The sequence below is a fragment of the Frankiales bacterium genome, assembly GCA_016125335.1.
GTDB lineage: Bacteria > Actinomycetota > Actinomycetes > S36-B12 > CAIYMF01 > Longivirga.
The window spans coordinates 1-25,611 of sequence record WGLY01000034.1 but is presented as its reverse complement, the minus strand read 5'-3'; the positions used below and the strand labels follow the sequence as shown (position 1 = coordinate 25,611).

The following is a 25,611-nucleotide window of genomic DNA, read 5'->3' as shown; positions in this document are numbered from 1 at the left end:
TCACTGTCTACCCGATGCCGCGCCGCTCCGCCCCCGGACCTGCCGCCTCACTGCGGCAGGGCGACCTCGGGCTCGGGGTCGGCGGCCAGCCGCGCGTGCAGGTGCTCGTCGTGGCGCAGGCCGTCGCCGTAGACGAAGCTCTGTCGCGCCACGCCCTCCAGCAGGTAGCCCGCGCGCAGGGCGAGCCGGCACGACGCCTCGTTCTCGACCGCGTGGAACAGCTCGAGCCGGGCCAGGCCGAGGACGTCGAAGGCGAAGCGGGTGGCCAGCAGCACCGCGGCCAGCCCCAGCCCGCGACCGCGGCCGCGGGGCGCCAGCCAGTAGCCGATCTCGCCGGTCGCCATCACCTGGTCGACGTGGTGGACCGAGACCGCGCCGACGAGCGTGCCGTCGACGTCGCGCACGACCCAGGAGGCGTGGTCGTCGTCCCACGTGGACCGCTCCGCGAGCCACATGCGGGCCCGCTCGTGCGCCGGGACGGCCTGCCGATGGGCCGAGGGGTTCCACAGGGCGACGTCCGGATCCGCCAGCGCCGCCTCGAGCGCGGGCAGGTCGCCGTCGACCGGCAGGTCGAGCACGTGCCGGCCGAACCTCAGCGCCACGGGGTCGACGCTGGCTGCGGGCACCGGCCCAGGGTAGGGCCGCGCACCGTCGCCACGCCGCCCCGCGCTCCGCGACGGGTGCCACCGGGACGCCGGCGGGCCTAGTGTCGTCGGGTGATCACCGTGATGCAGGGTCTGCCGTCAGGGGTTCTCGGACTGCGCGCCGAGGGGGAGGTGACCGCGGCGGACTACACGGCCGTGGTGGTCCCGGCGATCGAGGCGGCCGTGGCCGGCGACGCCCGGGCCTCGCTCCTCTACGTGCTCGACGACGGTGCCGGCTACGACGCCGGCGCGCTGTGGGAGGACACCAAGGTGGGGATGCACCACCTGTCGAGCCTGGACCGGATGGCCGTGGTGACCGACGACGGCCGCTACCGCACCGCGGTCACGCTCATGGGGGCGTTCCTGCCGGGGCGGGTCAAGGTGTTCGGGCACGCCGAGCTCGACGCGGCCACCGCCTGGGCGGCCGGCACCGGCTGAGGCCGTCAGGACAGCCCGGCGACGAAGGGCAGCACGCGCGACCACATGAGCTCGGTGGCCTCGGCGTCGTACTCGTCGGGCAGCGAGGCGTCGGTGAACAGGTGGCCCGCGCCGGGGTAGTCGAAGACGTCGAAGAAGGCACCGGCACCCGCCGCCTCCGCGGCCGTGGCCTCGACGAGCTCCTGCTCGCGCCAGGGGTCGCCGATCGTGGAGTGAGTCTGGCCCGGGACGCCGGCAGGCCACGTGCGGCCGTCGCCGAACGCCGAGGGCGGGATGGCACCCGCGACCATGACGACGCCCGACACCGGGCGCAGGCTCGCGACGTGGGCGGTCATCACCGTGCCGAGCGAGAACCCGAGCAGGGCGAACCCGTCCGGCACCTCGGCGACGGCGTCCGTCGCGCGCTGCATGAGGACGCCGTGCCCGAGCTCGCCCTCGGCGTGCGCGAGCGCGGGTTCGTACTCGTCGAAGGTGCGGCCCGCGAGGAAGTCGGCCACCAGCACGTGGTGGCCGGCGGCGCGCAAGCGGTCGGCGGCGTCGAGCACGCCCTGCCGGACACCGAGGACGGACGGGAGCACCACGATCTGCGTCATGGGACGACCCAACCACGCCCCGCCGACGGTCGGCCGGTGAACCGTCCGGTCCGCCGCCGCGGGCGGTCCGCGGGCGTCGTCAGCGCTGGGCGAGCAGCTCGTCGCTGCGGCTGGCCTCGCCGGCCTCGAGCTGGAGCGCGCTGACCACCAGCGAGAGGTGGCTCAGCGCCTGCGGGGTGTTGCCCAGCTGGCGTCCGGTGCCGGGGTCGTACTCCTCGCTGAGCAGCCCCACCTCGTTGCGCAGCCCGAGGAGTCGCTCGAACAGCGCGACCGCCTCGTCCCGCCGTCCGGCGCCGTGCAGCGCGTCGACGAGCCAGAACGAGCAGGCGAGGAACACGCCCTCGTCGCCGGTCATGCCGTCGTCGGACCCGCCGGTGCGGTAGCGCAGGACGAAGCCGTCCTTCGTGAGGTCGCGCTGGATCGCGTCGATGGTGCCGAGCACGGCCGGGTCGTCCGGCGGGAGGAAGCCCACCCGGGGGATCTTGAGCAGGCTCGCGTCCAGGGCCTCGCTGCCGTAGGACTGCACGAACGTGCGGCGGTCGGCGTCGTAGCCGTGCTTCATGACGTCGGCGTGGATCGTCTCGCGCAGCGCCTCCCAGCGCTTCGCGTGTCCGGGCAGGTCGAAGCGCCGGACGGCCCGCGCCATCCGGTCGGCGGCGACCCAGGCCATCACCTTGGAGTGCGTGAAGTGCCGGCGCCGGCCGCGCATCTCCCAGATGCCGTTGTCCGGCTGGTCCCAGGCGCCCTCGAGGTGCTCCATGAGCGCCACCTGGACGTCCCACGCGTCGTGTCCCGCACGCAGGCCGGCGTCGCGCACGAGCGCGAGGCCGTCGAGGGTCTCGCCCCACACGTCGAGCTGGAGCTGGCCGGACGCCGCGTTGCCCACGCGCACCGGCGTCGACCCCTCGTAGCCCGAGAGCCACGGCAGGTCCATCTCCGGGAGCCGGCGGGTGCCGTCGATGGCGTACATGATCTGGAGCGTCGAGGGGTCTCCCGCCACCGCGCGCAGGAGCCACTCGCGCCAGGCCTTGGCCTCGTCGTGGAACCCCGCCGCGATCAGCGCCTGGAGCGTGTACGTCGAGTCGCGCAGCCAGCAGAAGCGGTAGTCCCAGTTGCGCTCGCCGCCGATCCGCTCCGGCAGCGAGGTCGTCGCCGCCGCGACGATGCCGCCCGTCGGGTGGTAGGTGAGGGCCTTGAGCGTGATGAGCGACCTGGCGACCGGCTCCGCGTAGCGACCGCCGATGCGGTCGCTGCCGTCGAGCCAGTCGCGCCAGAACGCCGTGGTCGCCTCGAGGGCGTCGTCGGCGTCGATCTCGTCCGGCGGGTCCTCGTGGCTCGGGCTCCAGGTGAGCACGAAGGGCACCCGCTCGCCCTCGTGCACGGTGAACTCGGCCACGGTCGTGCGGTCGCGGCCCTCCGTCTCCACGGGGGTGCGCAGGCGCACCCGGTCCGGTCCGGCGACCGCCTCGATGCCCTGCTCCGCCGCGCGCACCCACGGCACGATGCGGCCGTAGTCGAAGCGCAGGCGCAGCTCGCAGGTCATCGGCACGCTGCCGCGCACGCCCTCCACGATGCGCACCAGCCGCGGCACGTCGCTGCGCGGCGGCATGAAGTCCCGGACGCGCACCGCGCCGTCGCCGGTCTCCCACTCGGTCTCGAGCACGAGCGTGCCCTCGACGTACCGGCGGCGCGACGTCTCGCCCCCGTCGGCGGGCGCGAGCAGCCAGCGACCCGCCTCGGCATCGTCGAGCAGGGCGGCGAAGCACGCGGGGGAGTCGAAGTGCGGCAGGCACATCCAGTCGACCGAGCCGGCCGTGCTCACCAGCGCAGCCGTGTGCAGGTCTCCGAGCAGGGCGTAGTCCTCGATCCGGCTCATCGATCGATCGTGGCACGCGCCCCTGCGTCCGGCATCCGGCCGTGGCGGTTCGGCGCCGCAGCGTCCGATGACAGAACATCGCGGCTTATCGACGGCGTCGCGGGGGCCGCGGGTCCTACGACGGTGCCGCGCGGTGCCCGCTACCGGGCGGCCACGACGCGGCCGACGACCTCGCCGAGCGAGAGCATCCCGCCGTCGGTCGCCCTCGCCTCGCCGCGGATGGTGACGACGTCGCCGTCCTCCAGGAACGCCACCTCGCCGACGCCCTCGACGGGCAGCGGCTCGCGCCCGCCCCAGGCCAGCTCGAGGAAGGAGCCGCGCTCGTCGCGCTGCGCACCGCTCACCGTGCCGCTGGCGAACAGGTCGCCCGTGCGCAGGGACGCGCCGTTGACCGTGAGGTGCGCCAGCTGCTGCCCCGGCGTCCAGTACATCCCCGCGAACGGCGGCCGCGAGACCACCGCCGAGGATCCGCCGCGCTCGAGCGCGAGCGAGAGCCGCAGGTCCAGCGACCACGGGTCCGGGTCGGCCAGGTAGGGCAGCGGGACCGGGTCCTGCACCGGCGGCGGGACCCGCGCCGCCGCGAGGGCGGCCAGCGGCGTGACCCAGGCAGACACGCTGGTGGCGAAGGACTTGCCGAGGAACGGCCCGAGGGGCACGTACTCCCAGGCCTGGATGTCGCGGGCCGACCAGTCGTTGAGCAGGACGACGCCGAACACGTGGTCGGTGAACGCGTCGGCGGCCACCGCGGTGCCCTGCGGCGACGGCGTCCCCACCACGAAGCCCACCTCCACCTCGACGTCGAGGCGGCGGCACGGGCCGAACGTCGGCTGCTCCTCGTCCGGGGCCTTGCGCTGGCCCGAGGGGCGCACGACGTCGGTGCCCGACACCATGACGGTCCCCGCGCGGCCGTGGTAGCCGATGGGCAGGTGCTTCCAGTTGGGGGTGAGCGCGTCGCCGTCGGGGCGGAAGATGCGCCCGACGTTGGTGGCGTGGTGCTCGCTGGAGTAGAAGTCGACGTAGTCGGCCACGGTCCACGGCAGGTGGACGGATACGTCACCGAGCGGCAGCAGCGCCGCGCGGGCCCGGTCCTGCGCGTCGGGGTCGGTGAGCAGCGACTGCAGCCGCTCGCGCACCAGCGCCCACGCCTGCGGCCCGCGGGCCAGCAGCCCGTCGAGCGAGCCGGTGTCGAACACGCCGGTCGCGTGCAGGAGCAGGCCGTCGAGCAGCCCGGCGTCGTGGAGCCGGGCCAGGGAGAGCGCCTGGTCGCCGATGCGCACCGCGAGCTCGCGGTGGCCGCCGGCGTGCGAGACGACGCCGTAGGGCAGGTGCGCGACGCCGAACCCGGAGCCGTCCGCGCCCGGCACCCAGGTGCCCATCACCGCTCCTCGGGGTCGTCGTCCAGCAGCCCGAGGCTACGCAGGTCCGTCACGGGGTCGCTGATCGAGCAGGAGCCGAACGAGGTGAAGCGGCCGCGCACGGCGCGGGCGTCGGCGCCGGCGAGCGCGTCGAGCAGCGGGTCCGCGGTGCGCAGCGCGAGCACCTGCGCCACCTCGGCCGCGGTGTCGCCGGCGATCGCGCGGGCGGTGGCGGCCAGCACGTTGAGGAAGCCGTGCTCCTCGAACCCGGTGCCCTCGGCGGTGCGGCGCAGGGCGTGGTGCAGCCCGGCGGTGAGCTTGAACCTGGCTCCCGCCCGCACGCAGGCGACGAGGACGTCGGCGAGCAGCTCCTCGGACGGGTGGTGCGCCGCGGTGGCGCCGCCGGTGCGGATCTTGACCCGCTCCGCGCCGTCGGCCGCGATCACCTCGACCGCCTCCTGCCAGCCGGCCACCAGCGGCACCTCGACGGCGGCCGGGACGGCGAAGTCCAGGGTGGCCAGGGTGAGCCGCGCCGAGTCGGCGAGCGGGCCGTCGACGGGCAGCGCGAGCTCGAGGCCGACCAGCTCGACCCGGTCGTCGTCGAGCAGCACCGCGCGGGCCTCGGCCGCCTCGACCAGGCCGGTGTCGGCCACGAGGACGAGGTCGAGCGGGTCCGAGCCGGTCTCGGCGTCCAGGGCGTCGAGCACCTCGCCGAGGCGCGACACCGGTGCCAGGAAGGGGCCCACCACCACGTCGTGGGAGGACCGGCGGTGGCCCCGGTGGGCGGGCAGCGCCTCGTGCACCGGGGTGGCCGCGGGCGGGAAGACGGCGGCGTCGTCGACGAGCCCGGCCACGAGAGCGGCGGCGCGGCCCTCGTCGATGCCGGCCCGCTGGGCGGGGGTCGGGGTTGACACGCGCGCCACGCTAGCGGACCGTACTGTGAGAGGACATCGTACGCCGGATAGCGAACGCGCTCGGAGCCGCTCCGGGCGGACCGGAGGGCGCCATGCCGTACTACCGCCGGGTCGGGGACGTGCCCCGCAAGCGCCACACGCAGCACCGTCGGCCCGACGGCGGCCTCTACGCCGAGGAGCTCGTCGGCATCGAGGGCTTCAGCCACGACTCCGCGCTGCTCTACCACCGGCACCTGCCGACCGCCATCGTCGACGCCGTCGCCGTGCCCGAGGCCGACCCGGGCCTCGCGCCGAACCTGCCGCTGCTGCCCGCGCACTACCGCACCCACGACGTCCCGATGGACGGCGACGTCGACGCCGTCACGGGCCGGCGCGTGCTGCTCGGCAACGGCGACGTCCGGCTCTCCTACGTCGCCGCCACCGCGCCGAGCCCGCTGTACCGCAACGCGATCGGCGACGAGGTGCTCTACGTCGAGTCCGGGGCGGGCATCGTCGAGACGTCCTACGGCGTGCTCACGGTCTCCGAGGGCGACTACGTGCTGCTCCCGACGTCGACGACGCACCGCGTGCTCCCCAGCGGCCCCGACCCGCTGCGGCTGCTGGTGGTCGCGGCCTCCGGCCACGTGGGGCCGCCCCGCCGCTACCTCTCGCCGCGCGGGCAGTTCCTCGAGCACTCCCCGTACTGCGAGCGCGACGTGCGCGGCCCCGAGGCCACGTTCGAGGTGGAGGGGACCGACGTCGACGTCCTCGTGCGGACGCGCCAGGGCCTCACCCGCTACACGTACGCCCACCATCCCTTCGACGTCGTCGGGTGGGACGGCTGCAACTACCCGTGGGTGGTCTCGATCCACGACTTCGAGCCGATCACCGGCCGCCTGCACCAGCCGCCGCCGGTGCACCAGATGTTCGAGGGACCCGGCTTCGTCGTGTGCTCCTTCGTGCCGCGGCTGTTCGACTACCACCCGCTGTCGATCCCCGCGCCGTACAACCACGCCAACGTCGACAGCGACGAGGTGCTCTTCTACTGCGGCGGCGACTTCATGAGCCGCAAGGGCGCGGGCATCGGGATGGGGTCGGTCTCGCTGCACCCGGCCGGGTTCACCCACGGGCCCCAGCCGGGCAGCGTGGAGGCCTCGATCGGCGCGCCCTCCACGGCCGAGCTCGCGGTGATGGTCGACACGTTCCGCCCGCTGGAGATCGGCTCGGCGGCCCGCGCGGCCGAGGACCCGGCCTACCCCTGGACCTGGTCGGGCCGCAGCCCTCGCTGACCGCCTCGCCGCGCCCGGTCCGCCCCGCCGCGCGGACACCCGGTCCGGACTCCGGGAGGCCCGCGCGAGGCGCTCCGCGGGCGGGAGCCGGAAAGCGGACGAAGCTCTCATGACGGGCATCCCGGTGGGGGTTGGCAGTCAAGCCTGAGGCAGGCTCGGACGAGACAACACCTGGAGGACGGACCCCCCGCCGCCCCGACGGAGGCGACGTCCCCCTGCCCGACCCCCCGACCCCGCGAGACGAGACCCCGGCGCCGAGCGCCGACGACGACGGGAAGCCTCATGCACCACGCGCACGCCCCGCGACGGCGCGCCCTCGCGGCGCGCACGGCCGTCCTCGCGCTGCTCGCGACCGCCCTGGTCGCCGGGGCCCTCAGCGCGCCGGCCGGCGCCGCCACGACGCAGCCGCCGCGCCGGATCGTCACCGGCTGGCTCCCGTACTGGAGCTCCTCGACGTCCACCGCCTCGGTGACCGCCAACGCCGACCTGTTCACCGACGTGTCGCCGTTCTGGTACACCGCGCAGCTGTCCGGGACGACGTCGAGCATCGCCCAGCTGGTGAGCTCGTCGTCGAAGGCCACCTACCTGCCGCAGCTGAAGGCGGCGGGGGTGCGGGTGCTCCCGACCATCACCGACGGCATGGGCGCCCACGGCATGGCCTCCACGCTCGCCTCGACCACGCGGCGGGCCACGTTCGTCAACCAGATCGTGTCACTGGTGACGTCGAACGGCTACGACGGCATCGACCTGGACTTCGAGGGCTTCGCGTTCAACGACGGCAGCTCCACGTGGTCGACCACGCGGCCCAACTGGGTGGCCTTCGTCCGACTCCTCGGCACAGCTCTGCACGCGCAGGGCAAGCAGCTCTCCATCGCCTCGCCCTACCTCAGCTCGCCCACCACCGGCTACTGGGTCTACGACTGGGCGGGCATCGGTCCCTACATCGACCGGCTGCGGATCATGACCTACGACTACCACGTCGCCTCGCCGGGCCCGATCGCCCCGATGTCGTGGGTCGACTCGGTGGCCCGCTTCGCCGTGACGCAGGTGCCGAGCGGCAAGGTGCAGATCGGCGTCGCCTCCTACGGGCGCGACTGGTACACCGGCACGTCCTACTCGGGCGGCGTCGTGTCGAGCTGCCCGACGACGGGCCTGCCGGGCACCAGCGCCCAGGACGTGGCCGACCTCAAGGCTCAGATGTCGTGGTCGCGGGTCACGCACACGTACACGGCCGCGGGTGCGCCGTCCTACCTCGCGACGTGGACCGGCCCCGCCTTCGACATCCCCGGCGTCACCGTCACCTCGCCGCCCAAGGCGACCTTCGACACCACGGCGCAGGAGAAGACGTTCAGCTCGCAGGTTCGCTTCGCCGGCCGGGCGAACCGCAAGATCACGGTGACGGCGACGGCCGCCTCGGGCGCCACCACGCTCGCGGTCTCGTCGACCTCGGGGATCAGCAAGGGCTGGGTGGTGAGCGGCACCGGCATCGCCGCGGGCACCCGGGTCGCCTCGGTCGACGGCACCGGCAAGACCATCACGCTCACGGCCGCCACCACGGCCGCGGTCAACGGAGCGGTCTCGTTCACCGGGCTGGCCTCCGCCGTCTGCACCATCTCGCGCACCGGGTGGTACGACGACGCCTCGGCGGCCGCCGCCCGCGCCCGCCTGGTCGGCACGTACCACCTCGGCGGGATCGCCCAATGGACGATCGGCGGCGAGGACCAGAGCCAGTGGGCCGCGCTGCGCAGCTACGCGCGCACGATCGCGCCGACCCCCACCGTGGTGCGGGTCGCCACGACCTCGCCCACCACCTACGGGCAGGACGCCCGGATCGTCGTGACCGCGACCAGCGAGGGCGTGCCGGTCGAGTCCGCCACGACCACGCTCCTCGTGGCCCACGGCGCGACGTGGCGCGTCGCGGACCGCGGCGTCACCTCGACCAGCGGCACGGTGAGCTTCACCCGCAACGTCACCTCCGCGACGAAGTTCAAGGTGATCGTGGCCAGCAACTTCGAGCGCAAGGCGGGGGGTGCGGCGGGCACGCTGCTGGTGCGCTCGCAGGTCTCGGTCACGCCGTCGTACTCCGCGGTGACGCCCGGCGGGTCGGTGCTGGTGATCGCCCGCGCCGTCCCCAAGCACCTCGGTCAGCGCGCGGTGCTCCAGGTGCTGGTGAAGGGCCGGTGGCGCAGCCTGACCGCGACCAGGGCCGACCAGTGGGGCCGCGCGATCTTCCGCGTCTCGCCGACCGTGCGGCACGTCACCACGCCGTACCGCGTCGCGTTCTACGGCGTGCCCGGCATCGTGGGCGCCTACGGCTACTTCGGCGTGCACGTCAGCGACCACGTGAGCTGAGCGCCGGACGCGGGTGGCAGGTGTGGCCGGCCGCGCAGGCCGGCGCTGGCACGATGGGGCCGTGCTGACGACGAGGCTGGTCTCGCTCGACGACGCCGCGGAGCTCGCCGCCGTCGCGGCGGCCGAGCGGGAGTTCCTGGCGCCTTGGGAGCCGGCGCGGACCCCCGAGTGGTTCACCGAGGCGGGCCAGGCCACGGCCGTGGCCCTCGTGCTCGACGACCACTCGCGCGGCGGGGCGCTGCCGCACGTGATCGTGGAGGAGGACGACGCCGGCGGGAGCGCGCGGATCGTCGGGCGCATCACGCTGAGCGGCATCGTGCGCGGGCCGTTCCTGTCGGCGAACCTCGGCTACTGGGTCCGCCGCGACTGCACCGGCCGCGGCGTCGCGACGCGGGCTGCCGCGCGGATGGTGGGCATCGCCTTCGGCGAGCTGGGCCTGCACCGGCTCCAGGCGGGCACGCTGCGGCACAATCACGCCTCGCAGAAGGTGCTGGCCCGCAACGGCTTCGAGCGCTTCGGCCTCGCGCCGCGCTACCTGCGCATCGCGGGCACGTGGCAGGACCACGTGCTCTTCCAGCTGCTGAACGAGCAGGGCTGACCGGCTCGGAGCGTCCTCAGGTGAGGCAGACGTCGGGCAGCTCGAACCAGCGCAGGTGCTCGAAGTCCTCGCTGACCCGGCTGCGGGCGACCTCCTCGCCCGGGTCGGGGAGGCCGTCCATGAGCTCGTGCGCGAAGCGGAGGTAGCCGGCGAGGTCGGACTCCGGCGCCCGGTCGTCGTGGCAGGGGTAGGTGAGGACGCCGTCGACGTAGGAGACCTGGGACAGCCGCAGCGGGGGCTCGACCGGGCCGTCCTTGTGCCGCCAGCGGCCCGAGGCGAGGTCGAACCGGTAGTGGGGGACGAGCTTCCAGCCGTGGTCGGCGATCAGTCCCACGGCCTGCACGACGTACTCGAACACCGCGTCGCTGATGAAGTAGTTGAAGTTCACGCGCACCCAGCCGGGCTTGATGCCCTCGCACCCGTGGGTGATCTCGCGCTCGAACTCGTGGCTGCGCTCGAGGTCGATGCCCAGCAGCCGGTGGCCGTACGGGCCGGCGCAGGAGCAGCCCCCGCGGCTCTGGATGCCGAACAGGTCGTTGAGGACGGCGACCACGAGGTTGTGGTGCAGGTAGCGCCCGCCGGGCCGGCGGACCGTGAACGACACGATCGAGAGGCGCTCGGCGTCCTTGTTGCCGAGGATCTCGATGTTCTCGTGCTGGTTCCAGGCCTCCACGGCCCGGCGCAGGAAGTCCGACTCGTGGGCCCGGATGACGTCGGTGCCCACGCTGCGCTTGAGGCCGAACACCATGCCTGCCCGGATCGACTCCACGATGGCCGGCGTGCCGGCCTCCTCGCGGTGCACGGGGTCGGAGAGGTAGACGTGCTCGGCCGGGTTGACGTAGGCGACCGTGCCGCCGCCGACGACGACGGGCACCGAGTTGGTGAGCAGGTCGCGGCGCACGCCGAGCACTCCCGGCGTGCCGGGGCCGCCCACGAACTTGTGCGGCGAGAGCATCACCGCGTCCTTGTACGAGAGCGGGTCCGCCGGATCCGCGGACATGTCGATGTCGAGGTAGGGCGCGGCGGCCGCGTAGTCCCAGAACGACAGCGCGCCGTGCCGGTGCAGGAGCGAGGCGATGCCGCGGGTGTCGGTCATGATCCCGGTGACGTTCGACGCGGCGCTGAACGACCCGATCTTGAGCGGGCGGTCCGCGTGGGCCACGAGCTCGGCCTCGAGGCGGACGGCGTCGATGTGGCCGTCGGCGTCCTCCGGGATCTGCACCACGTCCGCGATCGACTCGCGCCAGGGCAGCTCGTTGGAGTGGTGCTCGTAGGGGCCGATGAACACCACCGGCCGCTGCTCGGGCGGGATCTGCGCGGAGAAGCCGTAGCGGCGGTCGAGGTCGGCTGGGATGCGCAGCCCGAGGATCCCCACCAGCTTGTCGATCGCGCCCGTGGAGCCCGAGCCGCAGAAGATGACGACGGCGTCCTCGCCGCACCCGAGGCTCTCGTGCACGATCGCGCGCGCGTCCTCGCGCAGCCGCGTGGTCTGAAGCCCCGTGCCGCTGCTCTCGGTGTGGGTGTTGGCGTAGCGCGGCAGGACCTCGGCGCGGATGAAGTCCTCGATGAAGCCCAGCGCGCGGCCGGACGCGGTGTAGTCGGCGTAGGTCACCCGGCGCGGGCCGTAGGGGCCGTGCATCACCTGGTCGTCGCCGATGACGCCGTCGCGGATCGCGGCGAGCAGCGGCGGCTCCGGCAGGGACGGGTCTCGGGGCGGGATCGGGAGCAGCTCGTCGGACACCCTCCGAGGGTACGACGCCGGGACTCGCGTGGTCGCCGCCGCGACGGGGCGCGGCGGCTGCGTGCGAGCATGGGGCGGTGGGAACCGCGCCGGTCGAGCTCGAGCGGCCGGACGTCGACGACGTCACGGCGCCGGAGAACCCGTGGGTCACCATCGTCTGGAACGACCCGGTCAACCTCATGTCCTACGTCACGTACGTGTTCATGACCTACTTCAAGTACCCACGGGAGAAGGCCGAGAGCCTCATGCGCAGCGTCCACTACGAGGGACGGGCCGTGGTGTCGAGCGGGTCGCGCGAGGAGATGGAGCGCGACGTCACCGCGATGCACTCCTACGGCCTCTGGGCGACGCTGCAGAAGGACGACTGATGGGCGTGCACGGCTTCCGGCGCAGCCTCACCGGCCGCGTGCAGCTGCGCGCGGACGAGGTGGAGCGCAGCATCCTGCTCGACCTCGTCGGCCAGCTCGAGGAGTTCGTCGCCCCCGACGACGACTGGGCCGACGCCGACCCGCTCGCGCAGCTCGTGGGGATCGACCCCGAGGCGCAGCGGCCGGACGACCCGGCCCTGGCTCGGCTGTTCCCCGACGCCTATCGCGACGACGACGACGCGGCCGCGGAGTTCCGCCGGTTCACCGAGCGCTCGCTGCGCGACACCAAGCTGGCGCACGCCCGCACGGTGGCCGGCACGCTGCGCCGTTCGGGCGACAAGCTCGTGCTCACCGAGGCCGAGGCCCAGTCCTGGCTCGGGACGCTCAACGACCTGCGCCTCACCCTCGGCAGCCGGCTGGGGGTGCAGGAGGACAACCACGACGAGTTCCTGGCCCTGCCCGAGGACCACCCGCTGGTGGCGCTCTACCACGTCTACGACTGGCTGACCTACCTGCAGGAGACGCTGGTCCACGCGCTGACCGGCCTGGACCCCGGGCTCGACGACGAGCCGGACGGCACGGCCAGCGGCGAGGGGTGAGCGCGTCGGTCCCGGAGGGCCCGGCACCCGGGCGCCGCTGCCCGCCGACCGGGGCGCGGGCCGGTCTCCTACCCTGACGCCATGCTCACGATCCGCCGGGACCTCGTCGACGCCATGGTCGCCCACGCCCGCCAGGACCACCCCGACGAGGCGTGCGGCGTCATCGCCGGCCCGGCCGGCACCGACCGGCCCGAGCGGTTCGTCCCCATGGTCAACGCCGCGCGCTCGCCGACGTTCTACGAGTTCGACTCGATGGACCTGCTGCGCCTGTACCGGGAGATGGACGAGCGCGACGAGGTGCCGGTCGTCGTCTACCACTCGCACACGGCCACCGAGGCCTACCCCTCGCGCACCGACGTCTCCTACGCCTCCGAGCCCGACGCCCACTACGTGCTCGTGTCCACGCGCGAGACAGGCTCGGAGGACGGCCCCTACGAGCTGCGGTCGTTCCGCATCGTCGACGGCGTCGTCACCGAGGAGCCGGTGCGGGTGGTCTGACGCCACCCTCCGGGCCGATGTCGTCGGCCCCGGCGCCGGCCACGTCCGACGGGTGAGCCGGTCCGTCTCGGCATGCGGACGCACGGTGCCGCGCCGGATTCGTGCGCGGGAATAGGGCGGCCTACCCTCGGACTTGCCATGGTCGGGCCTGCCCGGCGCCCCGCCCCGCGCGGAGCCCGGCCGGCACCGACAGCACGGCGCACCGACCAGAACGCAGCCGCCCGGCCCCGCCGGGCACCACGAGCGGAGTACGTCCCACCATGACCATCGAGGTCCGCATCCCGACCATCCTGCGCACCTACACCGACGGCGCGCGCGCGGTCGAGGGGTCCGGCGAGACGCTGCGCGCGCTGCTCGCCGACCTCGAGACCCGCCACCCCGGGATCCACGACCGGATCGTCGACGACGCCGGGCTGCGCCGGTTCGTCAACGTGTACCTCAACGACGAGGACGTCCGCTTCCTCGACGGCATCGACACCAAGCTCGGCGACGGCGACGTCGTCACCGTGCTGCCCGCGGTCGCAGGGGGCTGAGGGCGCCGTGCGCTACGAGTCGCTGCTCGCCTCCGTCGGCCGCACGCCGCTGGTGGGCCTGCCGCGGCTCTCGCCGTCCGACGACGTCCGGCTCTGGGCCAAGCTCGAGGACCGCAACCCCACGGGGTCCATCAAGGACCGCGCCGCGCTCGCGATGGTGGAGGCCGCGGAGAAGGAGGGGCTGCTGCGCCCCGGCTCGACGATCCTCGAGCCGACCAGCGGCAACACCGGCATCTCGCTGGCGATGGCCTCGCGCCTCAAGGGCTACCGGCTCGTGTGCGTGATGCCCGAGAACACCTCGGTGGAGCGGCGCCAGCTGCTGCGGATGTGGGGCGCGGAGATCGTCTCCTCGCCGGCCGCTGGCGGCTCGAACGAGGCGGTCCGGGTGGCCAAGCAGCTCGCCGAGGAGCACCCGGACTGGGTGATGCTCTACCAGTACGGCAACCCGGCCAACGCCGGCGCGCACTACGACACCACCGGCCCGGAGATCCTCGAGGACCTGCCCTCGATCACGCACTTCGTCGCCGGGCTCGGCACCACGGGCACGCTCATGGGCACCGGCCGCTACCTGCGCGAGCACCGTCCCGGCATCGAGATCGTCGCGGCCGAGCCGCGCTACGGCGAGCTCGTCTACGGGCTGCGCAACATCGACGAGGGCTTCGTCCCCGAGCTCTACGACCCCCAGGTGCTCACCACCCGGTACTCCGTGGGTCCGCGCGACGCCGTGCGCCGCACCCGGCAGCTGCTGGAGGAGGAGGGCATCTTCGCCGGCATCTCCACCGGCGCGATCCTGCACGCCGCGCTGGGCATCGCGGCGCGGGTCGTGAAGGCCGGCGGCACTGCCGACATCGCGTTCGTCGTCTGCGACGGCGGCTGGAAGTACCTCTCGACCGGCGCCTACGAGGGCACCCTCGACGACGCCGAGGACGCCATCGACGGGCAGCTCTGGGCCTGAGGCCCCACGGACGCGACCGCCGTCAGGGCGTCCCGTCGAGGAACGCCGTCTGGTCCACCCAGAGCAGGCGCAGCCGCTCGAGGTCCCCGGGCGTGAACGGCGTGGCCTGGGTGCTGGTGACCAGCGCCAGGAACTGCCCCCGCTGCGCGGCGACCGTCATCGTGTAGGCGCGCCGCGTCGGGGTGCCGCGGGTCCGGGTGTCCGTGGCCACCACGGCCCGCGCCGCCACCGAGCCGTCGCCGCCCACGGCCAGCTGCTCGAACGACACCGGCGACCAGCGCACGGTGCGCGTGCCCACCGTGCTGCGCCCGGCGCACGCCTGGGCGTGCGCCCCGAACTCCTCGAACGCGGCCCGGGCCCGGTCGGCGTCGGCGTAGGCGACCGCCTCCACGCGCGCGCCCGGATGGCCTGCCGGCATCGTGACGGTCCAGGTCCGCCGCGCGATGCGGGTGCCGTCGGTGGCCGCCGCGGCGCCGCACCAGCCGGCCAGCGTGGCGGCCGTCAGCACGGTGCCGTGCGGTGCGGGTGCCGCGTGGACCCCCACCTCCGGCACGTCCTCGGGCGGCCGGAACCCGTCGAGCTGGCGGCCCGCGCCCGCCGCCTTGAGCGCCGGGCCGGAGGTCGCGACCGGCTGCGGCGGCGGCTCGGACGCCGAGAGCGCCCGCCAGGCCACGCCGCCCGCGACCAGCAGGACGACCGACACCGCGGTCGCCCCGGCGGCCACGGCCGGGCGGCGCCACCAGGGGACGGGGGTCTCGTCAGGCTCCTCGACGACGTCGGGCAGCACCTCGTGGGGCGGGTCGAGGACGAGCGCCGCGACGCTGCCCGGGACGGGGTGCGACTCGGCCGACCAGGCCGTCCCGTCCCAGTAGCGCACGCGGTCCTCGGCCGCGGGGTCGGCGTACCAGCCCGGCGCACTCGACATCGCTCCGCCACCCCCACCCAGGGTCCGCCACTGGCCGCGTCCATCGGGTGGCAGGAGGCCCGGCTTGAGCGGCCGGGGCCGGGGCTGCTCCGAACGTGGCACGCGAACGGGTGACGGCGCCCTCCGTGGCGGCGCTCACAGCGCCCGCGCGGGCTGGCCGCGGCACGGCGGCGGTGGCCCTAGGCTCGCAGGCGTGACGGACTCGCCCATCGGCATCTTCGACTCGGGGGTCGGCGGTCTCACGGTGGCCCGGGCCGTCCTCGACCAGCTCCCGCACGAGCCGGTGCTCTACGTCGGCGACACCGCGCGCGGCCCCTACGGCCCGCGCCCCATCCCCGAGGTGCGCGCCTTCGCCCTCGACGTGATGGACCACCTCGTCGACCAGGGCGTCAAGCTGCTCGTGATCGCGTGCAACTCCGCGAGCGCCGCCGTCCTGCGCGACGCGCGCGAGCGCTACGCGGTGCCCGTCGTCGAGGTGATCCAGCCCGCGGTCCGCCGCGCCGCGCGGGTGACCCGCAACGGCCGGGTCGGCGTCATCGGCACGCGGGCGACGGTCACCAGCGGGGCCTACGCCGACGCCTTCGCCGCGGCGCCGCACATCGAGCTGGTGCAGCAGGCCTGCCCGCGGTTCGTCGAGTTCGTCGAGGAGGGCGTCACCGGCGGCCCCGAGCTCCAGGCGGTCGCGCACGAGTACCTCGACCCCGTGAGCGCGCAGGGCGTCGACACCCTCGTGCTCGGCTGCACGCACTACCCGCTGCTGTCCGGCGTCATCTCCTATGTCGTGGGCGAGGAGGTCACCCTGGTCAACAGCGCCGACGAGACCGCGCTCGACGTCTACCGCACCCTCGTGGCCCACGGGCTCGAGCGCGACCCGTCGCTCCCGCCGCCGGTTCACCGCTTCCGTGCCACGGGCGACCCCGCCCCGTTCTCCACCCTGGCCCGGCGGTTCCTCGGCCCCGAGGTGATCGACGTCGAGCACGCCGTCGAGGTGTTCGGCTGATGCGGCTCACCGTCGTCGGCTGCTCGGGCAGCTATCCCGGCCCGGACTCGCCGGCGTCCTGCTACCTCGTCGAGCACGACGGGCACCGGATCGTGCTCGACCTGGGCAACGGCGCCTTCGGCGCGCTCCAGCGCCACGTCGACCCGCTCGACGTCGACGCCGTGGTGCTCTCGCACCTGCACGCCGACCACTGCCTCGACCTCACCTCCTACTACGTCTGGCGCCGCTACCGGCCCGAAGGCCCGGCGCACGTGATCCCGGTGCTCGGCCCCACGGGCACCCACCAGCGCATGGTGCGCGCCTACGACCTGCCGCCGGAGCCGGGCATGCTCGGCGAGTTCGAGTTCCGCGACCACGTCCCGGTCACCGAGCTGGGGCCGTTCCGGGTCTCGACCGTCCGCGTGGCGCACCCGGTGGAGGCCTACGCCGTCCGCGTCGAGGCCGGCGGGCGCTCGCTGGTGTTCAGCGGCGACACGGGGGAGTGCGACGCGCTGGTCGAGATCGCGACCGGGACCGACCTGGCCCTGTTCGAGGCCTCGCTGCTCGACCGCCACGAGATCCCCCCGGGGCTGCACCTCACCGGGCGGCAGGCGGCCGAGCACGCGGTGCGGGCCGGCGCCGGGCGCCTGGTGCTGACCCATCTCGTGCCGTGGACCCCGCGCGAGGAGACCGAGGCCGAGGCCCGGGCGGCCTACGACGGCGACCTGGTGCTGGCCGAGCCGGGCCTGGTGCTCGAGGTCTGACCCGCGGCCGGGTGCCGTGCCCCGCCCGGCCTAGGCTCTCGCGCATGACCCGCAGCGACGGCCGTGCCGCCGACCAGCTCCGACCCGTCACCTTCCAGCGCGGCTGGCTCGACCACGCGGAGGGCTCGTGCCTGGTCGAGTTCGGCCGCACCCGCGTGCTGTGCGCGGCCTCGTTCACGCCGGGGGTCCCGCGCTGGCGCAAGGACTCCGGCCTCGGCTGGGTCACCGGCGAGTACGCGATGCTGCCGCGCGCGACCGGCACGCGCAGCGACCGCGAGTCGGTCAAGGGCCGGGTCGGCGGTCGCACGCACGAGATCTCGCGCCTCGTCGGCCGCTCGCTGCGGGCGGCGGTCGACCTCTCCGCGCTCGGCGAGAACTCGATCATGATCGACTGCGACGTGCTCCAGGCCGACGGCGGCACGCGCACCGCGGCCATCACCGGGGCCTATGTCGCCCTGGCCGACGCGATCGCCTGGGCGCGCACGCAGGGGCACGTGAAGGCCGGCGCTCAGCCGATCGTCGACTCGGTGGCCGCGGTGAGCGTCGGCATCGTCGACGGCGAGCCGCGGCTCGACCTGCACTACGACGACGACGTCGCGGCCGACACAGACATGAACGTCGTGATGACCGGCGGCGGCCGTTACGTGGAGGTGCAGGGGACCGCCGAGGGCGAGCCCTTCGACCGGGCTCTGCTCGACCGCCTCCTCGACCTCGCGGCGGCCGGCTGCGCGGAGCTGACCCGCCTGCAGGCGGAGGCCCTGGCGTCGTGAGCGGCGGGGTCGACGGCCGCCGCACGGTCGTGCTCGCGTCGCGCAACGCGCACAAGATCGGCGAGATGGCCCGCATCCTCGACGATGCCGGCCTGCACGTCGACGTCGTGGGCATCGACGCCTTCGACGACGTGCCCGAGGTGCCTGAGACGGAGGACAGCTTCGAGGGCAACGCGCTGCTCAAGGCGCGCGCCGTCTGCGCGGCCACCGGCGTCCCGGCCGTGTCGGACGACTCGGGCCTGTGCGTCGACGCCCTGAACGGCATGCCGGGCGTGCTCTCGGCCCGGTGGTCCGGCGGGCAGGGCGACGTCGCGAACCTCGAGCTCGTGCTCGCCCAGCTCGCCGACACCCCGGACGAGCGGCTCGGCGCGCAGTTCCGCTGCGCCGTGGCCCTCGTGCTCCCCGACGGCCGGGAGGCCGTCGTCCACGGGGAGATGCCCGGCCGGCTCGTGCGCGTGCGGCGGGGCACGAACGGCTTCGGCTACGACCCGATCTTCGTGCCCGACGGCGAGCAGCGGACCAGCGCCGAGCTCTCCGACCGGGAGAAGGACGCCATCAGCCACCGCGGACGGGCGCTGCGCGCCCTCGTGCCCGTGCTGCGCGAGCTCCTCCCGGAGTGATCCGGCGCCCGTCGTGGGGTCAGGAGGCCGCCACGAGGTCGGCGTAGTCCGGGTGCCGGTCGATCCACGACCGGAAGAACGGGCACAGCGGCACGACGGCCATGCCGCGGCGCCGCACGTCGTCGAGCGCCTCGCGGGCGAGCGCGCCGCCGATCCCCTGGCCCTCGTGGGCCGGGTCGACCTCGGTGTGGGTGAACACCCGGCGGCCGGCGCGGTCGTGGTACTCCGCGAACCCGGCGACCTCGCCGTCGACGAGCGCCTCGTAGCGGGCCAGTCCTGCGTTCTCGCGCACCTGCACCGTCATGCGCCCAGTCTGCGCGAGCGCCCTCCCGCCGGCCCGGCGGGGGCGCGTACGGCGCCCGCCGAGCGGACGCCCGAGCCCGTGCGGACGGCGGGACTCGAACCCGCACGCTCGGGAGCACAGGAACCTAAATCCTGCGTGTCTGCCAGTTCCACCACGTCCGCGCGGTGGTCAGCCTAGGGCGGCGGGGTCGTACGGCCGGGCGGTCCGGGCGGGGACGGCGCACGACGGCGTCGCCGGGAAGGATCCGCGCGCGCCCGGTTCGCCATCAGGATACCCCCAGGGGTATCCTGATGGCTCCGGACGAGGACGGGAGCGGACATGCGCATCGTGGTGGTCGGCGGCGTCGCCGGCGGGATGTCGGCGGCGGCACGGCTGCGCCGGCTCGACGAGAGCGCCGAGATCGTGGTGCTCGAGCGCGGTCACGACGTGTCGTTCGCGAACTGCGGGCTGCCCTACCACGTGGGCGGCGAGATCGCCGACCGCGACAAGCTGCTCCTGCACACCCCGCGCAGCCTGCGGCGCTCGCTCGACCTCGACGTGCGCGTGCGCCACGAGGTGGTGGCCCTCGACCGCGCCGCCCGCACCGTGGTGGTGCGCGACCTCGAGGCCGGGTCGGCCTACGACCTCTCCTACGACGCGCTGGTGCTGGCCACCGGTGCCGAGCCGATCGTGCCGCCGCTGCCCGGCCTGGACCGCCCCCAGGTGCGCACGCTGCGGACCGTCCCGGACGCCGACGTCCTGCGCGAGATGCTCGACGCGGGCGCGCGCCGCGCGGTGGTCGTCGGCGCCGGGTTCATCGGGCTCGAGACCGTGGAGGCGTTCCGGCACCGCGGGCTCGACGTGACGCTGATCGAGCTCGCGCCGCAGGTGCTGCCCGCCCTCGACGCCGAGATGGCCGCCCTCGTGGAGGACGAGCTGCGCGCCCACGACGTCGACGTCCGCGTGGGCGTCGGGCTCGCCGGCGTGGAGGACTCCGCGACGGAGCACGCGGTCGACGTCGTGCTCGCGGACGGCTCCCGCGTGCCCGCCGACGTCGTGCTCCTCGGCGTGGGCGTCCGGCCCTCGACCGACCTCGCCCGCCACGCGGGCCTCGAGCTCTCGCCCCACGGCGCGGTGGTGGTCTCGCCGTCGCAGCAGACCAGCGACCCGTTCATCTGGGCGGTGGGCGACGCGATCCAGGTGCACGACGCCGTCACCGGCGCGCCCGGCGTGGTCCCGCTCGCGGGCCCGGCCAACCGCCAGGGCCGCACCGCCGCGGACGCGATCATGGGCCGGGAGGTGGCCTCGCGCCCCGTGCTGGGCACCGCGATCGTGAAGGTGTTCGGCCTCACCGCGGCGGTCACCGGACCGACCTCGCGCAAGCTGACCGCCGCCGGCGTCGAGCACACGGTGGTGCACCTGCACCCGGGGCACCACGCCGGCTACTACCCCGGGGCGCACCAGGTGCACCTGGCCGTGCTGTTCACCCCCGAGGGGCGGCTTCTGGGCGCGCAGGCCGTGGGCCGGGCCGGCGTCGACAAGCGCATCGACGTGCTCGCCGTGGCGCTGCGCGCCGGGATGACCGTCGACGACCTCGCCGAGCTCGAGCTGGCCTACGCGCCGCCGTTCGGCAGCGCGAAGGACCCGGTCAACATGGCCGGCTTCCTCGCGCAGAACGTGCTGGACGGCACGGTGGTGCTCTGGACCGAGGCCGACCTCGAGACCGTCACCGACGGCTCGGTGCTGCTCGTGGACGTCCGGTCGGCCCGCGAGTACGCCGGCGGCACGCTGCCCGGCGCGATCAACGTCCCGCACACGGCGCTGCGCGACCGCCTCGACGAGGTGCTGGCAGCGGCCGACGGCCGGCCCGTCCGGCTGTTCTGCGCCAGCGGGTTCCGGTCCTACCTGGCGCACCGGGCGCTGGTGGGGCACGGCGTCGACAGCGCCTCCCTGGACGGCGGCCTGAAGACGCTCGCGGCGGCGCGCCGCGACCTCACCCTGCTCCCGGGCAGGATCGAGCGGGCGGTGGTGGCATCGTGAGCACCGTCGACGTTGTTGCACCTGACGCAACAGCCGCCCCCGAGCAGGAGAACCCCATGCAGCTCGACGCCGAGTCCTCCACCGCCGTCGCCACCCGGCTGCGCCGCGCCCGCGGCCAGATCGACGGCGTCCTGTCCATGCTCGAGGCCGGCCGGGACTGCGAGGACATCGTCACCCAGCTCTCGGCGGCCTCCAAGGCCATCGACCGGGCCGCCTTCACCATCGTGGCGTGCGGTCTCACCGCGTGCATCGAGGCCGAGTCCCGGGGCGACGACGCCCCCATGGACCGCGCCCGCCTCGAGAAGCTCTTCCTGTCCCTGGCCTGAGCCGCACGTCACTGGTGAAACGGTCGTCTCCCAGCCCGGGAAGCGACCCTTTCACCAGTGACATCGGTGGGGGTGGGGTCAGACGCCGAGCTCGCGGCGCAGCTTGGCCACGTGGCCGGTCGCCTTCACGTTGTACATCGCCCGCTCGACCACGGCGCGCCCGCGTGCGTCGACGTCGACCACGAACGTCGAGCGGATCACCCCGGTGACCGTCTTGCCGTAGAGCTGCTTCTCGCCGTAGGCGCCGTACGCCGTGAGCACGGAGCGGTCCGGATCGGACAGCAGCGGGAAGGTGAGCGCGTCACGCTCGCGGAACCGCGCGAGCTTCTCGGGCGAGTCCGGGGAGATGCCGAGCACCGTGATGCCCGCCGCGGCCAGGGCGTCGAGCGAGTCGCGGAAGTCGCACGCCTGCGTGGTGCAGCCCGGCGTCATGGCGGCGGGGTAGGCGTAGAGCACCACCCGCTCGCCGGCGTGCTGCTTCCAGGTGTGCCGGGTGCCCTGGTCGTCCACGAGCCCGAGCGGCGGTGCGGGGTCCCCGGGGGCGAGTCGCTCGGTCATGGCGGGTCCTCTCGGCTGGCGGGCGGGACGGGCAGGGGAGAGGCTAGGCCCGCCACCGCCGGTGCGTGCCGGGAGCCCCCGGCGCCCGGGCCGGCGCTGAGGACGGCTGCGGCCGGCACCGGGCGACCGCCCTTCCTGCTTCTCGGATGCAGTTGCCAGTCGTTCGCACTAACCTCGCCCCGTGAGCTCACGCCCGGTCGCGGCCCCCACCGGCCCCACCCTCGTCGACGAGGCGCTCCCCAACCGCCGCATCTCCCTCGGCCGCACCGAGTGGATCGTGCTCGCGGCGATGGCCGGCTTCGTCCTGCTGCTGCACGTCGTCGGCTGGGGCACCCTCATCGGCGTCGTGGCCCCGCAGGGCTTCGACCTCGGCTCCTCGGGGATCTTCGGCATCGGCATCGGCGTCACCGCCTACACCCTGGGCATGCGCCACGCGTTCGACGCCGACCACATCGCCGCGATCGACAACACCACGCGCAAGCTGCTCAGCGACGGGCAGAAGCCGGTGTCGGTGGGCTTCTGGTTCTCCCTCGGCCACTCGAGCGTCGTGTTCGGCCTCTGCTTCCTGCTGGGCATCGGCGTCAAGTCGCTGGCCGGTCAGGTCGAGGACGGCAACTCCACCCTCCAGACGACGCTCGGGCTCATCGGCACCTCGGTCTCGGGCACGTTCCTGATCCTCATCGGCATCATCAACCTCGTCGTGCTGGCGAAGATCGTCAACGTCTTCCGGGCCATGCGCGAGGGCCACTTCGACGAGGTGGAGCTCGAGCACCACCTCTCGCAGCGCGGCTTCATGAACCGGCTGCTCGGCGGCGTCACCAAGGCCGTGCGCAAGCCGCGGCACATGTACCCGGTGGGCCTGCTGTTCGGGCTCGGGTTCGACACGGCCACCGAGGTGTCGCTGCTGGTGCTCGCGGGCGGCGCCGCGGCGTTCCAGCTGCCCTGGTACGCGGTGCTGGTGCTGCCGACCCTGTTCGCGGCGGGCATGAGCCTGCTGGACTCGATCGACGGCGCGTTCATGATCTTCGCCTACGGCTGGGCCTTCTCCCAGCCGGTGCGCAAGATCTACTACAACATCGTCATCACCGGCCTGTCCGTGGCGGTGGCCCTCGGCATCGGCCTCATCGAGGTGGTGTCGATCGTGACCGACAAGCTGGGCATCACCAGCGGTCCGCTCGCGGCCATCGGGGGGATCGACCTCAACAACGTCGGCTTCGTCATCGTCGGGCTCTTCGTGCTCACCTGGCTGGTCGCGATCCTCGTGTGGCGATTCGGCCGGATCGAGCACAAGTGGTCGCAGAACCTCAAGCCGGTGACCACCCTCGGCACGGACTCCGCGCAGGCGACGGAGACTGCCGATCCCGGCGTCGACGTCGACGAGGTCGCGCTGCCGGACACCGCCCACGTGCACGCCGACGGCCGCCTGCACGACGACGGGCACACCCACGCACCCGACGCCGAGAGCGCCGGCACGGGCGCTCCCGGGCCCGGCGGCCGCACGGCGTGAGCGTCCGCGCACCGGGGTCCTCGGGCCGACCGACCTGCCCCGATGCAGGGTCCCGGCGTAGGCTCGCCGCGTGAGCGACTCCACCGTGCGCGAGACCGCGTCGGCAGCAGCCGACTCCGTGAAGGCAGCCGCAGAGCAGGTCCAGCAGGCCGCGCAACGCGCGGCCGCGGGAGGACCCGACGCCGCGAAGGTGGCCGCGGAGTCCGCCCAGAAGGGCCTCGACGCCGCAGCCGCCGCAGCTGTGGCCGGGTCCGGCAAGGTGGCCGACGCGGCCGCCAAGGGCCACGAGCGCGTGGCGGGAAACCCGGGCGCGCGGGCCGACGCCTCGTCCAGCGCAGCGGCGGCGGCGGCCCATGCGGCCGACAAGGCCGCGGCCGAGGCCTCCCGCGACGTCACGAAGGTGGCGCGTGCCGCGGGGATGTCGGTGCCCACGGCCGCCGAGCCGCCGCGCCCGCCGCGCACCCCTGCGCAGATCGAGGCCGACCTCGACGTCGTGCGGGCCCGGCTGGCCGGACGCATCGACGAGCTCGAGGCCTACGTGTCGCCCAAGAATGTCGCAGCCCGCGGCCTGGCCTCGGTCAAGGGCGTGTTCGTCGACGAGTACGGCGGCGTCAAGCCGGACCGCGTCCTCATGGCGGCGGGCGTCGTCGTCCTGCTCGTGGGCCTCGGCGTGGTGCGCCGCCGCCGGCGGTCCTGACCCGGGTGGCCCGTCGCACGCCGCCGGGCGTCGTCGCCGTCGAGCCCGGCCCCGGCCAGGAGTCGGTGTGGGACTACCCCCGGCCGCCCGCGCTGCGCGTGGTGCAGGCCGACGTCGTGGTCGTCCTCGGGGGCGTGGAGGTCTGCCGGTCCAGGCGCGCCCTGCAGGTGCTCGAGACCTCGCACCCGCCCACCTGGTACTTGCCCCGCGACGACTGGGCGCCCGGCGCGCTGCGCCCGGCCCCTGGCTCGAGCGTGTGCGAGTGGAAGGGCACGGCGGCCTACCTCGACGTGGTGGCGGGGGACGCGGTCGCCCCGGCCGCGGCCTGGACCTACCCCGACCCGCTGCCGGCGTTCCGCGCGCTGGTCGGCCACGTCTCGCTGTACCCGGGCCGGGTCGACTCGGTGCTCGTCGACGGCGAGCGGGTGCGCGCGCAGGACGGCGGCTTCTACGGCGGGTGGGTCACGTCGTCGGTGGTGGGCCCCTTCAAGGGCGGACCGGGCACCTGGGGGTGGTGAGCGGGGTCGCTGCCCGCCCCGTACCCTCGGCGCCGTGAGCCATCCCGACACGACCCCGCTGCCCGACGGCTCGGTGCCGATCAAGCTCCTGCACGACCGGCTGCTGGTCCGCGTCGACGACGGCGAGGGCGACCGCCGGTCCAGCGGCGGGATCCTGATCCCGGCCACGGCGGCCGTCGAACGCCGGCTCATGTGGGCCCGCGTGGTCGCGATCGGCCCGAACGTGCGCACGATCGAGGTGGGCGACCAGGTGCTCTACGACCCGGAGAGCCACCCCGAGGTCGAGCTGCAGGGCAGCGAGTACGTGCTGCTGCGCGAGCGCGACGTGCACGCCCTCGCCGCGTCGCGGGTGAGCGACGGCCGCTCCGGGCTCTACCTCTAGCGCGACCCCGCCGACGACGGGCGCCGGCTGAGTCAGCCAGCCTCGTGTCCTCGAGCCCGGGCTGCTCCGAGCCGGACCTGCCGGGAACGCAACCCGCCCCCCCTCACGACGCCTCCAGCCTCAGCTCGGCAGCCTCGGCTCCCACCGAACCGGGCTGGAGCCCGGCCCTCTGCCGTGTCGCCTTCTCTCGCGCGCGACGAGGCTCGTGTGTGCACGACCTGCTCCGCGCGCCCTTTGCGAGCGCGACGCCCTGTGGGTGCGACGTGCTGGGAGTGCGATGTCCTGGTCGCTCTGCAACGTCGGTGGTGCTGCTCGTCTCGCGATCTGTCATCCACAGCCTGTGGACGACAGATCGGCGAAATCCGTTGAGATTGCTGGGGTTTGGGGGTTGTGCCTGTCGGTGGTCTCCGATAGCATTCCTACATCCATCCGAAACCAGCCGAACCCGTGGGAGGTGCCCGATGACCGCCGTCGACGACCGGGACACCACGGGTCCTGCGGGTTCGCACT

The 25,611-nt window shown here is 74.3% G+C and carries 28 protein-coding genes and 1 tRNA gene; 19 read left to right on the top strand and 10 right to left on the bottom strand.

Annotation, left to right across the window (positions count from 1 at the left end):
* Positions 1–47 precede the first annotated feature (47 nt).
* On the bottom strand, positions 48–602 hold the full coding sequence (locus GC157_16690; GenBank protein ID MBI1379096.1) for a GNAT family N-acetyltransferase: 555 nt from the start codon (positions 600–602) through the stop codon (positions 48–50).
* A gap of 114 nt (positions 603–716) precedes the next feature.
* Between GC157_16690 and GC157_16685 the strand changes: the two genes are divergently transcribed.
* Positions 717–1,082, top strand: a complete 366-nt coding sequence (locus tag GC157_16685; protein ID MBI1379095.1) for an STAS/SEC14 domain-containing protein — start codon at positions 717–719, stop codon at positions 1,080–1,082.
* 5 nt (positions 1,083–1,087) lie between these two features.
* On the opposite strand, the gene GC157_16680 is transcribed toward GC157_16685, so the two are convergent.
* From GC157_16680 to GC157_16665, 4 genes are all read right to left on the bottom strand, one after another.
* Positions 1,088–1,660: a dienelactone hydrolase gene (locus tag GC157_16680; GenBank protein ID MBI1379094.1), complete on the bottom strand. Its 573-nt coding sequence runs from the start codon at positions 1,658–1,660 to the stop codon at positions 1,088–1,090.
* 94 nt (positions 1,661–1,754) lie between these two features.
* Positions 1,755–3,551 (bottom strand): glycoside hydrolase family 15 protein, encoded by a 1,797-nt coding sequence (locus GC157_16675; GenBank protein ID MBI1379093.1) that lies wholly within the window; start codon positions 3,549–3,551, stop codon positions 1,755–1,757.
* Between the two features lie 140 nt (positions 3,552–3,691).
* Complete coding sequence (gene fahA / locus GC157_16670) at positions 3,692–4,930, bottom strand: fumarylacetoacetase (GenBank protein MBI1379092.1); 1,239 nt, start codon at positions 4,928–4,930, stop codon at positions 3,692–3,694.
* Complete coding sequence (locus GC157_16665) at positions 4,927–5,820, bottom strand: hypothetical protein (GenBank protein MBI1379091.1); 894 nt, start codon at positions 5,818–5,820, stop codon at positions 4,927–4,929. The genes fahA and GC157_16665 overlap by 4 nt, the downstream gene beginning before the upstream one ends.
* A gap of 92 nt (positions 5,821–5,912) precedes the next feature.
* Here GC157_16665 and GC157_16660 point away from each other — a divergent pair, with 92 nt between their 5' ends.
* From GC157_16660 to GC157_16650, 3 genes are all read left to right on the top strand, one after another.
* Positions 5,913–7,088 carry a homogentisate 1,2-dioxygenase gene (locus GC157_16660; protein MBI1379090.1) on the top strand — a complete coding sequence of 392 codons (1,176 nt, stop codon included), beginning with the start codon at positions 5,913–5,915 and terminating at the stop codon, positions 7,086–7,088.
* 282 nt (positions 7,089–7,370) lie between these two features.
* Complete coding sequence (locus GC157_16655) at positions 7,371–9,440, top strand: hypothetical protein (GenBank protein MBI1379089.1); 2,070 nt, start codon at positions 7,371–7,373, stop codon at positions 9,438–9,440.
* Between the two features lie 61 nt (positions 9,441–9,501).
* Positions 9,502–10,038: a GNAT family N-acetyltransferase gene (locus tag GC157_16650; GenBank protein ID MBI1379088.1), complete on the top strand. Its 537-nt coding sequence runs from the start codon at positions 9,502–9,504 to the stop codon at positions 10,036–10,038.
* Positions 10,039–10,054: 16 nt separating this feature from the next.
* Here the strand turns inward: GC157_16650 and GC157_16645 are convergent, their stop codons facing one another.
* Positions 10,055–11,677 carry an aminotransferase class V-fold PLP-dependent enzyme gene (locus GC157_16645; protein ID MBI1379087.1) on the bottom strand — a complete coding sequence of 541 codons (1,623 nt, stop codon included), beginning with the start codon at positions 11,675–11,677 and terminating at the stop codon, positions 10,055–10,057.
* Positions 11,678–11,856: 179 nt separating this feature from the next.
* Between GC157_16645 and clpS the strand changes: the two genes are divergently transcribed.
* The 5 genes from clpS to GC157_16620 all read left to right on the top strand — a co-directional run bounded on the left by clpS (position 11,857) and on the right by GC157_16620 (position 14,732).
* A complete protein-coding gene (clpS, locus tag GC157_16640; GenBank protein MBI1379086.1) occupies positions 11,857–12,147 on the top strand; it encodes an ATP-dependent Clp protease adapter ClpS in 291 nt (96 codons plus the stop codon).
* Positions 12,147–12,746, top strand: coding sequence for a DUF2017 family protein (locus GC157_16635; GenBank protein ID MBI1379085.1), 600 nt, complete (start codon positions 12,147–12,149; stop codon positions 12,744–12,746). The genes clpS and GC157_16635 overlap by 1 nt, the downstream gene beginning before the upstream one ends.
* Positions 12,747–12,827: 81 nt before the next feature.
* On the top strand, positions 12,828–13,244 hold the full coding sequence (locus tag GC157_16630; GenBank protein ID MBI1379084.1) for a peptidase: 417 nt from the start codon (positions 12,828–12,830) through the stop codon (positions 13,242–13,244).
* Between the two features lie 260 nt (positions 13,245–13,504).
* Positions 13,505–13,777 (top strand): molybdopterin synthase sulfur carrier subunit, encoded by a 273-nt coding sequence (locus tag GC157_16625; protein MBI1379083.1) that lies wholly within the window; start codon positions 13,505–13,507, stop codon positions 13,775–13,777.
* Between the two features lie 7 nt (positions 13,778–13,784).
* Complete coding sequence (locus GC157_16620) at positions 13,785–14,732, top strand: cysteine synthase (GenBank protein ID MBI1379082.1); 948 nt, start codon at positions 13,785–13,787, stop codon at positions 14,730–14,732.
* Between the two features lie 22 nt (positions 14,733–14,754).
* On the opposite strand, the gene GC157_16615 is transcribed toward GC157_16620, so the two are convergent.
* A complete protein-coding gene (locus tag GC157_16615) occupies positions 14,755–15,657 on the bottom strand; it encodes a DUF2510 domain-containing protein (protein ID MBI1379081.1) in 903 nt (300 codons plus the stop codon).
* 193 nt (positions 15,658–15,850) lie between these two features.
* Here GC157_16615 and GC157_16610 point away from each other — a divergent pair, with 193 nt between their 5' ends.
* From GC157_16610 to rdgB, 4 genes are all read left to right on the top strand, one after another.
* The gene (locus GC157_16610; protein MBI1379080.1) at positions 15,851–16,657 is read left to right on the top strand and encodes a glutamate racemase; all 807 of its coding nucleotides are present in this window, start codon (positions 15,851–15,853) and stop codon (positions 16,655–16,657) included.
* Complete coding sequence (locus GC157_16605) at positions 16,657–17,400, top strand: MBL fold metallo-hydrolase (protein ID MBI1379079.1); 744 nt, start codon at positions 16,657–16,659, stop codon at positions 17,398–17,400. The genes GC157_16610 and GC157_16605 overlap by 1 nt, the downstream gene beginning before the upstream one ends.
* 44 nt (positions 17,401–17,444) lie before the next feature.
* Positions 17,445–18,170: a ribonuclease PH gene (locus GC157_16600; GenBank protein ID MBI1379078.1), complete on the top strand. Its 726-nt coding sequence runs from the start codon at positions 17,445–17,447 to the stop codon at positions 18,168–18,170.
* 65 nt (positions 18,171–18,235) lie between these two features.
* Positions 18,236–18,790: an RdgB/HAM1 family non-canonical purine NTP pyrophosphatase gene (rdgB, locus tag GC157_16595; protein ID MBI1379077.1), complete on the top strand. Its 555-nt coding sequence runs from the start codon at positions 18,236–18,238 to the stop codon at positions 18,788–18,790.
* A 19-nt stretch (positions 18,791–18,809) separates the two neighbouring features.
* Here rdgB and GC157_16590 read toward each other — a convergent pair whose 3' ends face one another.
* Together GC157_16590 and GC157_16585 are read right to left on the bottom strand one after the other, a co-directional pair.
* Positions 18,810–19,094: a GNAT family N-acetyltransferase gene (locus GC157_16590; GenBank protein MBI1379076.1), complete on the bottom strand. Its 285-nt coding sequence runs from the start codon at positions 19,092–19,094 to the stop codon at positions 18,810–18,812.
* Between the two features lie 79 nt (positions 19,095–19,173).
* Positions 19,174–19,255, bottom strand: a tRNA-Leu gene (locus GC157_16585).
* Between the two features lie 157 nt (positions 19,256–19,412).
* Here GC157_16585 and GC157_16580 point away from each other — a divergent pair.
* Entirely contained in the window at positions 19,413–21,113 is a 1,701-nt protein-coding gene (locus GC157_16580; GenBank protein ID MBI1379075.1) for a pyridine nucleotide-disulfide oxidoreductase, read from the top strand.
* A 56-nt stretch (positions 21,114–21,169) separates the two neighbouring features.
* Positions 21,170–21,439 carry a metal-sensing transcriptional repressor gene (locus GC157_16575; GenBank protein MBI1379074.1) on the top strand — a complete coding sequence of 90 codons (270 nt, stop codon included), beginning with the start codon at positions 21,170–21,172 and terminating at the stop codon, positions 21,437–21,439.
* A 78-nt stretch (positions 21,440–21,517) separates the two neighbouring features.
* Here GC157_16575 and GC157_16570 read toward each other — a convergent pair whose 3' ends face one another.
* Positions 21,518–21,997 (bottom strand): thioredoxin-dependent thiol peroxidase, encoded by a 480-nt coding sequence (locus GC157_16570; protein MBI1379073.1) that lies wholly within the window; start codon positions 21,995–21,997, stop codon positions 21,518–21,520.
* A gap of 289 nt (positions 21,998–22,286) precedes the next feature.
* Between GC157_16570 and GC157_16565 the strand changes: the two genes are divergently transcribed.
* From GC157_16565 to GC157_16550, 4 genes are all read left to right on the top strand, one after another.
* On the top strand, positions 22,287–23,504 hold the full coding sequence (locus GC157_16565; protein MBI1379072.1) for a HoxN/HupN/NixA family nickel/cobalt transporter: 1,218 nt from the start codon (positions 22,287–22,289) through the stop codon (positions 23,502–23,504).
* Positions 23,505–23,574: 70 nt separating this feature from the next.
* The gene (locus GC157_16560) at positions 23,575–24,201 is read left to right on the top strand and encodes a DUF3618 domain-containing protein (GenBank protein MBI1379071.1); all 627 of its coding nucleotides are present in this window, start codon (positions 23,575–23,577) and stop codon (positions 24,199–24,201) included.
* 5 nt (positions 24,202–24,206) lie between these two features.
* Positions 24,207–24,719: a DUF427 domain-containing protein gene (locus tag GC157_16555; GenBank protein ID MBI1379070.1), complete on the top strand. Its 513-nt coding sequence runs from the start codon at positions 24,207–24,209 to the stop codon at positions 24,717–24,719.
* A gap of 34 nt (positions 24,720–24,753) precedes the next feature.
* Positions 24,754–25,101 carry a co-chaperone GroES gene (locus GC157_16550; GenBank protein ID MBI1379069.1) on the top strand — a complete coding sequence of 116 codons (348 nt, stop codon included), beginning with the start codon at positions 24,754–24,756 and terminating at the stop codon, positions 25,099–25,101.
* The last annotated feature ends 510 nt before the right edge of the window (positions 25,102–25,611 follow it).

Coding starts and splice junctions, on each gene's coding strand:
- GC157_16675 (MBI1379093.1), bottom strand. CDS start 3,551: ATGAGCCGGATCGAGGACTACGCCCTGCTCGGAGACCTGCACACGGCT.
- GC157_16660 (MBI1379090.1), top strand. CDS start 5,913: ATGCCGTACTACCGCCGGGTCGGGGACGTGCCCCGCAAGCGCCACACG.
- GC157_16655 (MBI1379089.1), top strand. CDS start 7,371: ATGCACCACGCGCACGCCCCGCGACGGCGCGCCCTCGCGGCGCGCACG.
- GC157_16645 (MBI1379087.1), bottom strand. CDS start 11,677: ATGCACGGCCCCTACGGCCCGCGCCGGGTGACCTACGCCGACTACACC.
- GC157_16635 (MBI1379085.1), top strand. CDS start 12,147: ATGGGCGTGCACGGCTTCCGGCGCAGCCTCACCGGCCGCGTGCAGCTG.
- GC157_16630 (MBI1379084.1), top strand. CDS start 12,828: ATGCTCACGATCCGCCGGGACCTCGTCGACGCCATGGTCGCCCACGCC.
- GC157_16625 (MBI1379083.1), top strand. CDS start 13,505: ATGACCATCGAGGTCCGCATCCCGACCATCCTGCGCACCTACACCGAC.
- GC157_16615 (MBI1379081.1), bottom strand. CDS start 15,657: ATGTCGAGTGCGCCGGGCTGGTACGCCGACCCCGCGGCCGAGGACCGC.
- GC157_16605 (MBI1379079.1), top strand. CDS start 16,657: ATGCGGCTCACCGTCGTCGGCTGCTCGGGCAGCTATCCCGGCCCGGAC.
- GC157_16600 (MBI1379078.1), top strand. CDS start 17,445: ATGACCCGCAGCGACGGCCGTGCCGCCGACCAGCTCCGACCCGTCACC.
- rdgB (MBI1379077.1), top strand. CDS start 18,236: ATGGCCCGCATCCTCGACGATGCCGGCCTGCACGTCGACGTCGTGGGC.
- GC157_16590 (MBI1379076.1), bottom strand. CDS start 19,094: ATGACGGTGCAGGTGCGCGAGAACGCAGGACTGGCCCGCTACGAGGCG.
- GC157_16580 (MBI1379075.1), top strand. CDS start 19,413: ATGCGCATCGTGGTGGTCGGCGGCGTCGCCGGCGGGATGTCGGCGGCG.
- GC157_16575 (MBI1379074.1), top strand. CDS start 21,170: ATGCAGCTCGACGCCGAGTCCTCCACCGCCGTCGCCACCCGGCTGCGC.
- GC157_16570 (MBI1379073.1), bottom strand. CDS start 21,997: ATGACCGAGCGACTCGCCCCCGGGGACCCCGCACCGCCGCTCGGGCTC.
- GC157_16565 (MBI1379072.1), top strand. CDS start 22,287: ATGGCCGGCTTCGTCCTGCTGCTGCACGTCGTCGGCTGGGGCACCCTC.